The 12666-nt window shown below is 54.4% G+C and carries 11 protein-coding genes; 3 read left to right on the forward strand and 8 right to left on the reverse strand.

Annotation, left to right across the window (positions count from 1 at the left end):
- Window positions 1–50: 50 nt before the first annotated feature.
- The 3 genes from KV190_RS04975 to KV190_RS04985 form a co-directional block, all read right to left on the reverse strand.
- Window positions 51–377: a hypothetical protein gene (locus KV190_RS04975; RefSeq protein WP_460194857.1), complete on the reverse strand. Its 327-nt coding sequence runs from the start codon at window positions 375–377 to the stop codon at window positions 51–53.
- Window positions 378–502: 125 nt separating this feature from the next.
- The gene (locus KV190_RS04980; RefSeq protein ID WP_460194858.1) at window positions 503–4483 is read right to left on the reverse strand and encodes a magnesium chelatase subunit H; all 3981 of its coding nucleotides are present in this window, start codon (window positions 4481–4483) and stop codon (window positions 503–505) included.
- A gap of 226 nt (window positions 4484–4709) precedes the next feature.
- On the reverse strand, window positions 4710–5375 hold the full coding sequence (locus KV190_RS04985; protein WP_460194859.1) for an ABC transporter ATP-binding protein: 666 nt from the start codon (window positions 5373–5375) through the stop codon (window positions 4710–4712).
- 19 nt (window positions 5376–5394) lie between these two features.
- On the opposite strand from KV190_RS04985, the gene KV190_RS04990 reads away from it, so the two are divergent.
- Together KV190_RS04990 and KV190_RS04995 are read left to right on the forward strand one after the other, a co-directional pair.
- Window positions 5395–6288 carry a Sll0314/Alr1548 family TPR repeat-containing protein gene (locus KV190_RS04990; protein WP_460194860.1) on the forward strand — a complete coding sequence of 298 codons (894 nt, stop codon included), beginning with the start codon at window positions 5395–5397 and terminating at the stop codon, window positions 6286–6288.
- Window positions 6289–6413: 125 nt separating this feature from the next.
- The gene (locus KV190_RS04995) at window positions 6414–7154 is read left to right on the forward strand and encodes a TerC family protein (RefSeq protein WP_460194861.1); all 741 of its coding nucleotides are present in this window, start codon (window positions 6414–6416) and stop codon (window positions 7152–7154) included.
- Here the strand turns inward: KV190_RS04995 and ndk are convergent.
- Window positions 7129–7581 carry a nucleoside-diphosphate kinase gene (ndk, locus tag KV190_RS05000; protein WP_206200431.1) on the reverse strand — a complete coding sequence of 151 codons (453 nt, stop codon included), beginning with the start codon at window positions 7579–7581 and terminating at the stop codon, window positions 7129–7131. The two genes, KV190_RS04995 and ndk, sit on opposite strands and share 26 nt — an antisense overlap.
- Window positions 7582–7636: 55 nt before the next feature.
- Between ndk and KV190_RS05005 the strand changes: the two genes are divergently transcribed.
- Window positions 7637–8428 (forward strand): PhzF family phenazine biosynthesis protein, encoded by a 792-nt coding sequence (locus KV190_RS05005; RefSeq protein ID WP_460194862.1) that lies wholly within the window; start codon window positions 7637–7639, stop codon window positions 8426–8428.
- On the opposite strand, the gene cobO is transcribed toward KV190_RS05005, so the two are convergent.
- The 4 genes from cobO to KV190_RS05025 all read right to left on the reverse strand — a co-directional run bounded on the left by cobO (window position 8425) and on the right by KV190_RS05025 (window position 12561).
- Complete coding sequence (cobO, locus tag KV190_RS05010) at window positions 8425–9027, reverse strand: cob(I)yrinic acid a,c-diamide adenosyltransferase (protein WP_460194863.1); 603 nt, start codon at window positions 9025–9027, stop codon at window positions 8425–8427. The two genes, KV190_RS05005 and cobO, sit on opposite strands and share 4 nt — an antisense overlap.
- Before the next feature lie 3 nt (window positions 9028–9030).
- On the reverse strand, window positions 9031–9978 hold the full coding sequence (locus KV190_RS05015) for an RNA polymerase sigma factor, RpoD/SigA family (protein ID WP_460194864.1): 948 nt from the start codon (window positions 9976–9978) through the stop codon (window positions 9031–9033).
- Between the two features lie 355 nt (window positions 9979–10333).
- Window positions 10334–12169, reverse strand: a complete 1836-nt coding sequence (locus tag KV190_RS05020) for a flotillin family protein (protein WP_460194865.1) — start codon at window positions 12167–12169, stop codon at window positions 10334–10336.
- Between the two features lie 71 nt (window positions 12170–12240).
- Window positions 12241–12561, reverse strand: coding sequence for a hypothetical protein (locus KV190_RS05025; RefSeq protein WP_149821421.1), 321 nt, complete (start codon window positions 12559–12561; stop codon window positions 12241–12243).
- Window positions 12562–12666 lie beyond the last annotated feature (105 nt).

The raw sequence follows: 12666 nt of genomic DNA on the forward strand, positions 1-12666 counted from the left end.
GATGTGTAAATCCATCTTAGCAGAAGGGGCGGCGATTCTGACTGGAATTCTTAAAACGTGATCAGCACCCCACTAGGATTGGCGGGAATCACATACTGCGGTTGATTGCGATGGGACTTTTTGCGGTGATGGCGCGATCGCGGGGAGGCTGGCGGAACACTAACCACTCCTGGCTGTACCACATACACGGGTTGCGTTTGCGGGGTGGGCACCACATAGACGGGTTGGCTGGGGGGACTCGGCACCACATACACCGGCGGACGGGAACCACCAAGATTCACGTTGACATTCAGTTGAGCTGCCGCTGGATCCGCAAAGGAAAGGACAGCCAAACCAGTCAAAGACGATAGGCCAACGACTTGGAGTGTTTTTAACATCGTCAACTCCTCCACAGAAAAAGCGTACTGCGGGGTCTGACGCTTAATTTATAGGGAGGGTTCCGATCACATCTGCGACCCAATAAAAAGGGGGGAGAGCTTCCCCCCCATGGGATTAACGTTGCTTACTCAACTCCCTCAATTTTGTCCTCGACCTCTTGATAGAGTTGCCGCAGCAGTTCCAGATTGGCTTCACTGGTCTCCCAGTAGCCGCGTCCGTGGAGTTCGAGGAAAGTGCTGACCATTTTGCGGAAGGAGTGGGGGTTGGTATTCAGAAGCCGCTGCCGCATCTGCTCATCGAGAATAAACGTGGCATTCGCCTCCTCATAAACCCAGTTATCCACAGCCCCTGCCGTCGCCGACCAGCCCATCGTGTTCACGAGCCGCTTCGAGATCTCGCGCACCCCTTCGTAGCCGTGGGAGAGCATTCCTTCATACCACTTGGGATTTAGGAGCTTGGTACGGCTGTCGAGGCGAACGGTTTCCGAGAGGGTACGCACTTGGGCATTGGCTGTGGTGGTATCGGCAATATAGGCCTTGGGTTGTTTGCCATCGCCGCGCAGTGCCCCCACCAGCTTGGTCGGATCCGAGTCAAAGTAGTGGCTGACATCCGTGAGGCTGATTTCTGAGGAGTCAAGGTTTTGGAATGTCACATCCACCGTTTTGAGAGCGGTTTCAAAGAGTTCCCGCGCCTGCTGCATTGTCCCTGGAGAATCCGCCGAGAAGGCAAAGGACTTACGGGAGAGATACATATCCTGAAGTTCCGACTCCTGTTCCCAAGAACTATTTTCCACCGCTAGGTTGACATTGGCCGCGTAGGAGCCGGAGGCATTGGTGAAGACCCGTGTGGCCGCTTGGCGCAGGTCAATCCCCAATTCTGAGGCCTGTTGCAGTGCGTGCTTGCGGATAAAGTTTAGCTCAAGGGGTTCATCGGCTTCGGCAGCCATCTTGATGGCACGGTCAATGAGCGCCATCTGGTTGATAAAGAGATCGCGGAAGACCCCAGAACAGTTGACGACAACATCAATGCGTGGCCGCCCCAGCTCTTCTAGGGGGATGAGTTCCACTTTGTTGACCCGTCCCAAGGAATCGGGTAAAGGACGTGCCCCCACTAGCCAGAGCACTTGGGCAAGGGACTCGCCATAGGTTTTGATATTGTCTGTGCCCCAGAGCACCATGGCGATGGTTTCTGGCCATTGGTTGTTGTTTTCCGCTTTTTGCCGCGCTAGAAGGCGATCGACCACGACTTTGGCAGACTGCACAGCAGCGGCAGTGGGAATGGCTTGGGGATCCAAGGCGTGGATATTTTTGCCCGTCGGCAACACCTCAGGATTGCGGATTGGATCGCCACCGGGGCCGGGGAGAATGTACTCGCCTTCAAGGGCTTGCAGCAGTGCCCCCAGTTCATTGTCGGCAACAATCTGCTGCAAACAGAATTCGAGGTATTCCATGAGGGGCTTGAGGGCAGCGGCATCCACTTGGGTATAGCCGGCACCATGGAGAGATTCAATCCACGGCTCTTTACGCCCCATGTTAAAGAAGTTCAGCTTCGAGACCCGCGACACACGACCATCGGCATCGGCTTGGGCTTGGACGAGGGCACTGACGGCAGCACGGGTCGCCTCGTTAATCTGGCGCAGCAGTTCAACATCTGCCAGTACCCCGCGATCGCTATTTTGATAAATGTCGTCAATGTCCCGCCCTAGGCTTTCGGCAATGAGCCGGGGCAAGCTCTTAATACCGTCCTCAGAGCGATCCAAGCTGGCAATATTCACCAATGTGGCCACCGCTTCTTCCGTTGTCGGTGGTTTGCCAATCACGTGCAGGCCACAGGGCAAGAGGCGGCTTTCAATCTCCATTAGCTTGATATAGACCTTGCCCACGAGGGTATCGCGCTCCTCGGCACTGAGATCTGCCGCGTCCTTATCAGGGAGAGCCACATCCTGATCAAGATTCACCATGCGGCACTTGTCCATGATCGTGTTGACAATCTGAACCCCCCGACCGCTGTCTTTCAGGGTTTGGTAGGAACCAATCAGATCACTGAGTTCCCGTAGCCCTTTGTAGAGACCGGCATTTTCTGCCGGCGGGGTAAGGTAGCTAATGGTGTTGGCATAGCTGCGGCGCTTGGCAATGGTGGCTTCGGAGGGGTTATTGGCGGCATAGTAGTAGAGGTTGGGAATACAGCCAATGAGATTATCGGGGTAGCAATCCCCAGACATGCCCATCTGTTTACCCGGCATGAACTCCAAGGAGCCGTGGGTGCCAAAGTGGAGCACCGCATCCGCCTGCCAAATGTGGTTGAGGAACGTGTAATAGGCAGCAAAGCCGTGGTGAGGACTGGCGGAGCGAGAAAAGAGCAGCCGCATTGGATCCCCTTCGTAGCCAAAGGTGGGCTGCACACCAATAAAGACGTTGCCGTAGGTTTTGCCGTAGATGAGCAGGTTTTGGCCGTCACTGTTGAGATGCCCCGGCGGTTTGCCCCAGTTTTCTTCAAGGCGCTTGGCGTAGGGGGTGAGGCGCTCGTATTCCGGCACGCTCATGCGGTAGGCAATGTTGAGTTCAGGACTCCCCACTTGGGCACGGGCATCGTGGAGGATTTCCTGCATCAGGGCTTCGGCGCTCTCTGGCATGTCCTGCACGTCATAGCCGTTGTTTTTCAGGGCTTCCATGACTTTGTAGATGGAGCCAAAGACATCCAAGTAGGCAGCCGTACCGACGTTGCCTTTATCCGGCGGGAAGCTAAAGATGGTGATGGCGACTTTCTTTTGCACCTTGGGTTTGCGGCGCAGATTCGCCCACTTCAGTGCCCGCTGCACAATCATTTCGACGCGGTCTTGGAGGGCGATCGCCTTACCGGTCATGCCATCGCGACCGGAAAGAATAATTGGCTCAATGGCACCATCCAGTTCCGGTAGAGCAATTTGCAGCGCCACTTGAATCGGGTGCAGCCCCAGATCACTGTCTTCCCATTCCTCGGTGGTTTGAAACACTAAGGGCAGTGCCACCATGTAGGGACGGTTGAGTTTTTTCAGTGCCGCCACAGCTTTGGGATGATCCTGCTTGGCAGGGCCTCCCACAAGGGCAAATCCCGTGAGAGAGACAACGGTGTCAACAATGGGTTTTTCAGGGTTGACAGGATCATAGAAAAATTTTTCCAGCGGCGTCGAAAAGTCCAGTCCGCCAGAGAAGACGGGAATCACCCGCGCCCCTTGGGATTCGAACTCTTGCACAATGGCGACATAGTGGGCGTCATCACCGGTGACAAGGTGGGTACGCTGCAACAGCAGGCCAATGGTAGGCACAAGGGGATCCTTCAGATCAGCGCCAATATCACGGCGACTATTGAACCAGTTGAGGTACTCCTTGAGATCCTCAAACATTTGTGGTGCAAGGGGGTGCCAAATACCGGTATCGGGGTAGGTGACCGGTTCTTGGTAGCTGAGGTTGCTGTTTGGCTGACCTTTGAAGACGTAGCGATCGGCCAGCATCAGCAGGAAGTTTTGTAGATTCTCGGGTGACCCCCCCAGCCAGTACTGGAAGCTGAGCATAAAGTTGCGGGCATCCTGGGCTTTGTCAATGGGGAGGTACTTCAGGACTTGGGGCAGGGTTCGCAGGAGTTTGAGCATGGCATCTTGGAAGCCGGCGCCGGATTTCTCCTTGCGCTTCTTCATGAAGTTGGCAATGACGCTCTTGGATTGGCCAATTTGAGCCAAGGAAAAGCTGCCCATTTTGTTGAGGCGCATCACCTGCGGCAAGGAGGGGAAGACAACCGCGACATCAAGGCGATCGCGATAGGGCTGAACCGCCTCGACCACCTTATCGGCTAAGTCCTCAATAAAAATGAGGGAGGCGATAAACACATTCGCCCGCGCCACGTCTTCACAGAAGGCGGCATAGTTTTCGGGATTGCGCAGTTCCTCAAGGAGATAGCCACTGATTTCAATGGCCACCTGTGGATGGGTGTCGTTAATGCTGCGAACCGCTGCCGACAGCGCGCTCTGGTATTGGGCTTCAAGTACCACATACACCACTCGCAACAGCGATCGCCCATTTAACGCCGCTGGCGCGATATGCCGAATCGTGGACTTGACGTGGGTGAACATGCGTTCAAACTCCTTGTAACGATCGAGACCAAACCCCAAGTGGGATATACGCCCCTTTGCTAAAACGATGGAGGACATAGAGGAGGTACTATCCCGCACTGGCTTTCACAGTGCTGTGGGTCTTCCATCCTTGTAAGAAGGGCTGTACCTCTTGTGGTTGTAGCAGAAAATCAAGCTGTGGAGCGACTTTGCGCCCCTGTGGTAACAAATTGCAAAGTTTTGCTACCTAAGTATTAAAACTTATTACAGGACTTGACTGATGGGAAGTCAGTGGCACCAGACAACCGTTTTCCAATCGCCACGTGCGATCGCTAATCTCCCGCAATTCCGTGGCCTCATGGGTAACCACAAGTAGGCTCCAGTGTTCCTTGAGGCGGCGCAGCACCTGTACCAATTGGCGGCGCATTGACCAATCCAGACCCGCAGTGGGTTCATCGAGCAAGAGCAAGTAGGGTTGACGCACCAGTTGCACAGCAAGCGCGAGGCGACGCTGCTGACCACCACTCAAAGATTCAGGGCGGGTATGCAAGGGCAAGTGATCGAGGCCCACATCGGCAAGGGCGCGGTAAAAGTTTTCGTAGGGAATTTCGGGATGGCCAAAGCGCAGCTCTTCGAGAATGGTGCTGCCACAGAAGTAGCGATCTGGGAACTGAAAGACCAATCCGGCCAACTGTTGTAAATGATCCGGTGTGAGAACCTGATCCTGCCATCGAATGATTCCCCGACTGGGGGTGGCCAAGCCCGCTAAAATCTCTAGTAGGGTAGTTTTGCCGGATCCACTGGGTCCGATAATTAATCCCAGTTCAGCCATACCCAAGTCTAAGTTAATGTCCCGCAAAATGGGCTGAGGGGTGGCGGCGGGGTGGTAGCTGAGATGGTGAACCGAAAACAAGATGCAGACTCCGGAGGTAATGACCGTGAAAGCACGCCAATTGCGCCTGTGGCAACGCTTTGCTCTCTATCTTAGTGGAGCGATCGCCCCCTGGGTACTGAGTACCGCTGCCCTGGCTGGGGATCCTTTCCGCACTGGCTCGCAGGCACGACCAATTTCGGATCAAACGGAAGCCGTCTTTGTTGCCCTCTTTCGCGATGGTAACTATGTCAAAGGTAAAGAGTTACTGCCTGCGGCCCTAGGGCGCGATCGCCAAGAACCCCTCACCCTGACCTTGGCTGCTGCCATTGCCTATCTCAACGAAGACTGGGCAGGGTACAAACGCTATGCTGAGGAAACTCTCCGCGCTGCCCAGGCCCTCACGAGTCGCGATCCCCTGCGGGGAAATCTCTACCAAGCCGTGGGACATTTCCTGATCGCCGGCTATGAAATTTCCGATGCCGGATCGGGGCCTGTGGCCGGTGCGCCGGCTGCTCTGTTGCGGGTACAGCGGGTTCTCGATCATGTGGGGCGAGCCGAAGCTGTCAATCCTCGTGATCCGGAATTAAATCTTATCCGTGGCTTTATGGAGTGGGGCATTGCTAGTAATGTCGGCTTTGTCAGCATGGATCGAGCGATTCAAACCCTGCAAACCTACGCCGCTCCCAATTACTTGAGTTATCGAGGCTTGGCCTTGGCCTATCGCGATCGCAAGCAATGGCCGCAAGCCTTAAACGCCGTTGATCAAGCCTTGGCACTTGCCCCCAACAATCCAGAACTCCTTTATCTGAAAGCGCAAATTTTAGCCGCCAGTGGCAACCGATCGCAGGCACAGCAATACTTCCAGCAAGCCATCGCGAAACAAAATCAATTACCACGAGGCATTCGCGAGGAGATTCAACAGTTTAGCCGCCGCATTTTGCCTCAGGGCTAGGGTAAGAGATTCCTTGGGTTTCTAACACTTATCGGAGGGTGTTTCCCCTTTGGGAAAAAGGCTGTACCGCTCCTGTGCGACGATAAATATAAGCAGCCAAAAATCTGGAAAACTTCCCTCGCCCGATGATTGATGAACTATTGGAACTCTCGCCCAACTGGGGACTGGATACCCTGTTGTTACTTGTGGTGTTGTTGGCACTGGAAGCAGTTCTCTCAGCGGATAATGCGATCGCCCTAGCGGCCTTGGTACGAGGCATCGAAGATTTAGATGAGCAGCGGCGAGCACTCAATCTGGGACTTGCCATTTCCTATGTTTTTCGGATTGGGCTAATCCTCACAGCGACGTGGGTATTGAAATTCTGGCAGTTTGAGTTGGCGGGGGCACTCTATCTGCTGTGGTTATCGGCAAAGTACTTTTTCTTTACGACCGAGCCAGAACATGAACACGAGCGGGTGATTCGTTCTTTTTGGCAGGCAGTCCCTCTGCTGGCCTTAGCGGATTTGGCCTTTTCCCTCGATAGCGTGACAACAGCGATCGCCCTCTCGGATGAGCGTTGGCTGGTATTACTCGGCGGCACGATTGGCGTGATCATGCTGCGCTTTATGGCGGAGCTATTTATCCGCTGGCTCAAAGAATTTCCTCGGCTTGAGGATGCGGGCTATTTCACAGTGACGCTGGTGGGTCTGCGGCTGCTCATTCGCGTGATTAATCCGCAACTGGTACCCTCGGACTGGGTGATGATTAGCCTAATTGCCCTTTGCTTTACGTGGGGCTTTTCCAAGCGGGAGGTGGAGGAGCCAGACACCCCCCCAACCCTTCCCAAATCAACCCATGAGCCTACATCTCATACACCCAAGAGGTGAAGGCCGGCTCCCAAGGCACCAGTTCCTGTGTTTGGAACCAGAGATTGATTTCCCGCTCGGCATTTTCGGGACTGTCGGAGCCGTGAATTACATTCCGTCCCACATCGACGGCAAAGTCGCCCCGTAGCGTTCCCGGTTCAGCATTGAGGGGGTTAGTGGCACCAATCAGTTTGCGGGCATTGGCAATCACCCCCCGTCCTTCCCAGACCATGGCCACCACTGGGCCAGAGGTAATGAAATTCACTAGCCCCGGAAAAAAGGGCTTGTCTTTGTGTTCGCCGTAGTGCTGCTCTGCCAATTCGCGGCTGACTCGCATCAGTTTGAGGCCGACCAGTGTGTAGCCTTTTTGTTCAAATCGTTGGATAATCGTCCCCACTAGCCCACGCTGAACGCCATCGGGCTTAATGGCTAGAAATGTCCGTTCCACGCAGTATGTCCTCTGCTCGATCTACAGGATTGATTTTACGGTTTTCGGGGGTCGGATGCCGCTACCGCTGTACCAAGTTGATGCCTTTACCCAAGAACCCTTCCGGGGCAACCCGGCGGCTGTCTGTGTCCTAGGGACGTTTTTTGACGATGCAACCTTGGGGGCGATCGCCCGCGAAATGAATCTTTCGGAAACGGCTTTTGTCGTACCGCTGGCCAGTGGCTTTCACCTGCGTTGGTTTACCCCTGTGGCGGAAGTGGATCTCTGTGGTCATGCCACCCTCGCAACGGCCCATGTCCTCTGGCAGCATCAGGGGGTGGTGGGGGATCTCGAATTTCACACCCGCAGTGGTCTCCTGCGTGCACAGCGCCTTGGGGATTGGATTGCCCTTGATTTTCCGCAGCAGCCCGTAACCCCCCTTGTGGATCAGCAGGTGCAAGCCTCAATCATTGCAGCACTCGGGACAACGCCTGTGTTTATGGGGCAAGCGGGGAGTGATCTGCTGGTGGAACTGGCCGATGCCGATGCGGTAGCACAGTTGAAACCTGATTTTGACCAAATTGCCCGCCTGCCCTGCCGAGGACTCATTGTGACCGCCCGTGGCGAGAAATATGACATGATCTCCCGCTTTTTTGCCCCCCAATTGGGCATCCCCGAGGATCCCGTCACTGGCTCTGCCCACTGTAGCCTCTATTCCTACTGGCAACCCAAGCTGGGTCAACAGGAACTCATCGCCTATCAAGCCTCCGCCCGGGGCGGCGTGATTAAAATGCAACCCCAAGGGGGCGATCGCCTGCGGCTATTGGGTCAGGCGGTTACGATTTTTGCTGGGGAACTCCTGCTTTAGAATTCAATCCCCGGCTGTGCCTTAACGCCCTGCTCCCGAAAGGGATGCTTGACGAGGGTCATTTCCGTCACCAGATCTGCGGCGTCAATCAGGGCTGGGGGAGCACCGCGCCCGGTGAGAATCACATGGGTCATTTCTGGCTTGCGGGCCAGTCCCTCGAGCACCTGTGCCACAGTTAAGTAGTCCAGCTTGAGGGCGACGTTAATTTCATCGAGCAGTACCAAGCGGTACTCGGGGTTGGTGATGTAGCTGAGGGAAAGTTCCCAAGCGGCTTGGGCACAGGCGATATCCCGCTGGCGGTCTTGGGTTTCCCATGTAAAGCCCTCCCCCATTGCATGGAAGGCCAGTTGGTCTGACCAATGACTAAGAACCGCTTTTTCCGCTGGTTCCCACGCCCCCTTGATGAATTGAATAATCGCCACTCGGTAGCCATGCCCCAAGGAACGCAGCACCATACCCAAGGCCGCCGTGGTTTTGCCCTTACCGTTGCCCGTATGGACAATAATGAGACCTTTTTCACGGGTGCGCTCCGCGAGGCGTTGGGCCTGCACGGCTTTGCGCTGTTGCATTTTTTGGCGATGCTGTTCGTCAGTGAGCATGGGCTAGCTGGCAAGGTACTCGTGAATATCGCCGCGGCGTTTGCGGAGTTTGCTGAGGGCTTCCCGCTCAATTTGCCGTACCCGCTCGCGACTGATGTTGAGCAGTTCGCCCACTTTGGCAAGGGTGAGGGGCTGGCCATTCTCTAGGCCAAAGCGTAGGGAGAGCACATGGCGTTGCTGTGGGGTGAGATCCGCCATCAGCCGTTCAAGGTCACTGCGCAACGAGGATTGAGCGGCAAACTCCTCCGGCGAAATGGAAGGATCCTCGAGCAATTCCCCCAACTCCGTATCCTGATTATCGCCGACACGGACATCAAGGGAGAGGGGCTGCCGCGCCCGTTCAAGATATTCCCGCACTTGGGCAGGAGTCAATTCCAGTTCTGCCGCCAGTTCATTAATCGTGGCAGCACGACCAAGACGCTGGGATAATTGTCGCTGGGCTTTTTTGATTTTGTTCAGCTTTTCGGTGATGTGGATGGGCAGACGGATCGTGCGCCCTTTTTCAGCGATCGCCCGTGTAATGGCTTGGCGAATCCACCAGTAGGCATAGGTGGAGAACCGATATCCCTTGGTGGGGTCAAATTTTTCTACCCCCCGCTGCATCCCGATTGTGCCTTCTTGAATCAGATCAAGCAAATCCACATTGCGCTTGATGTATTTTTTGGCAACTGAAACCACCAGCCGCAGGTTGGCCTCCACCATTTTGCGTTTGGCGCGCTCACCATTTTCGATAATGGTCTCTAATTCTGCTTCACTGATGTTGGCGGCGGCGGCCCATTCAGCACGGGTGGGTTCACGGTTGAGTTCTGCCGCGAGCTTTTCGCGAATCTCGTTCATGGCGGCAAGCTGCTGCACCTGTTTGCCGTAGATCACTTCCTGTTCGTGGGTGAGCAATGGCACACGGCCAATCTCCCGTAGGTAAGTGCGCACTAAATCTTTTGAAGTATCCATAGTCCCTATCGCTCGTTCTCAAGGTTGACAGCAGTGATTCGTCCAAGGCCTAGGAATATCGTTTTCTCTATAGGATGGGCGATCGCCCCTGCTAAAGATCGCGGCCAAGCCAACGGTGCTTTAACAGCGTTTGCGTAGATACGTTACATATATTAAGAATCTTAACATTTCTAAATCTGTTCATCGGAATACTAACACTGACCTTTGGCGGTTCTTAATCTTTTTTTTATATTTGCCCCATTGACAGTTCTCTATGAATTTTGAAAATACAGACGGAGTTAATAAATCTTTGGTTCACGCTCCAGCCCTACTGAAGAGTTATCCATTCTCGCGGCTAGGGGTATGCAGTTGCGTCTTAGGAATGAGACGTATTGTCTTGGAGCAGGGATTTAATTTGTGCTAACAACTGCCCCAGTTTCCCCTCCTCAAAAAGGGCATTGATCAAGGCCAGCCCACTGGTGGATAGGAGCAGTTTATTGAGATCAGCGGTGGCGCCTCCATTGGCAAAGGTATAAATTTTGGCATCGCCAATCACCCCCGGTTGGGGGGCAAGGGCTTGGAGAACTTGCGGCAGTTGCGGTGCCAGTTCTGGCCAGAGGGCTGTAATCACTTGAGCTGTCAAGTTAGCGTTGCTAATCACATTCTTGGCCGCGAGCATGGCCTCCATGCCTTCAGCTTCAGCAAGGGCTTTATCGCGGTTGGCCGCAGCAAGGGTGCGAATCGCTTCCGCTTCCAGTTCCGCTGCCTGTTGGGCAATTTCCGCTTGCCGCCGCCGCCGAAAGGCATCAATTTCCACCACGTTTTGCTCTAGCACCCGTTTTTCAGCCGCTTCCCGTTCTGCGGCAATGATGGCTAGGTTTTTCTGGCGATCGGCTTTTTCGACTTCGATGGCGGTGGTGACCGCAGATTCTGCCCGTGCCCGCTCTGCTTCGGCAATCAGACTTTCTTTTTTCTTGGTGGCAACGGCGATCGCCACATCCTCTTGGGCAAGGCGCGCTTGACGCTCGGATTCCGCAATGGCCACCTGCGCTTGTAAACGGTTGGCCTCCACCTGCTGCTGGCGACTGATCTCGGCGATTTCTGCCTCCTGTTGTTGCTGGGCTTGGGTCACCTTCAGGAGTTTATTTTTTTCCTCCAGTTCAATGCTGGCCTCAATTTCCTTCTGTTGGATGGCGAGTCTTTTGCGGATTTCTTCTTCCTCTACCGCTTGGGCTTGGAGCAACTTTGCCCGCTGAATCGCGGCTGCCTCTGCTGCTTTGGCCTCCTCAATTTCCCTTTCCCGCTGCGCTTTCAGGGCTTCCACCTTCAGGCGTTGGCTCAACAGTGCCGCTTCTTTTTCCTCTTCAATTTGCAGGGAGCGTTTTTGGGCATCCAGTTCCTTCTGTTCGATCGCCACCCGGGTTGAGAGTTCGACTTCCCGCTTTTGCTGAATCGAGCGCTGAATCGTCTCTGTGCGCAGCCGCACCCCCTGAGCATCAAAAAAGTTGTTTTCGTCGTAGGTGTCGCTTTCTTGGACTTCTGAGATGGCAATGTTGTTGAGGGTGAGTCCGACTTTTTGCAGATCCTGCTGCATCAGGTTGAGGACCTCTTGGGCAAACCCCAGTTTGTCGGAGTCAATTTCAGCAAGGGACTTGTGTTTTGCGGCTGCGCGAATGGCATCGTCTGCCCGTTTTTCGAGGGCATTCTTGATGTCTTCGGGGGTAATGCGGTTATTTTGGGAGAGGCGAGCGGCAGCAGTGAGGACATCCTCTTCGGTGGCATTAATGCAGACATAAAAGGTAACCCGCATATCAGCCCGCAGATAATCTTGGGTACGCACCGCCAATTTGCCAGTTCGCTCTACGTCAATCGAAATCTCCCGCAGCGGTACCCGTGTCAACTCATGGAACCCCGGTAGGGCAATGCAGCCACCATTGAGAATGACTGTTTTTTTCTTAACAAAAATCCCCCCCGTGCGCACAAAGGCTTCGTTGTTGGGGGTAATAACATAGACGCGGGTGTAGGCCCAAATGCTCAGGAGCAGCAGAATCACAATGCCGGCAATGACACCGGGAAAAAAGAGCAGCCCACCCAGATTGCCCATGATGATGGGGGGAGACTCCGCCAGTACCATGGCTTTGGTTTGGGTGCGGGGGGGTGCTGGCAATTCTGGTGTCGGTAATGCCTGCAAAAATGTCAGCCAGTAAAGCATAGAACTGCCCCCTCAGCGTTAATTTCAGTGTGGCATTTTGGGGGCGATCGCCCGCTATTTTTAAGGGTTCTTTAATTCGCTGGAGCCACTTCAGTGGTTGAGGCCACGGCGGCATCTTTGCGCTTTTTCTTCTCTGTCACTGTCACCGGTCGCATTTCAATATGGTTGAGCAGTGTTGTCACAAAGGCAAAGAGCAAAAAGGGCAAGGTTAAGACCAAAATTAGCCCCCCGACCAGAAACGCCTGCACGGGATTGTTGTAGAGGGTGAGGGACGCAGCCAAACCAATAAAGATTACAATCAGCCAAACAATGACTTGGCCATAAATATCCCCGAAGGTGAGGGTGCAGACGAAACGGTATTTTTGTAAGCCGTTTTGTAGTTCATTGGCCATAGGGGCTATCCTCGCGGCGTATGCTGAACAGTTCCAGTTAAAAAATCAGCTTTTGGCTAGGGGGGTAAAACTGAGGTGGCGTGACAGGGTTTACAAGTACAGAGA

The organism is Thermosynechococcus sp. FA-CM-4201, assembly GCF_054689355.1.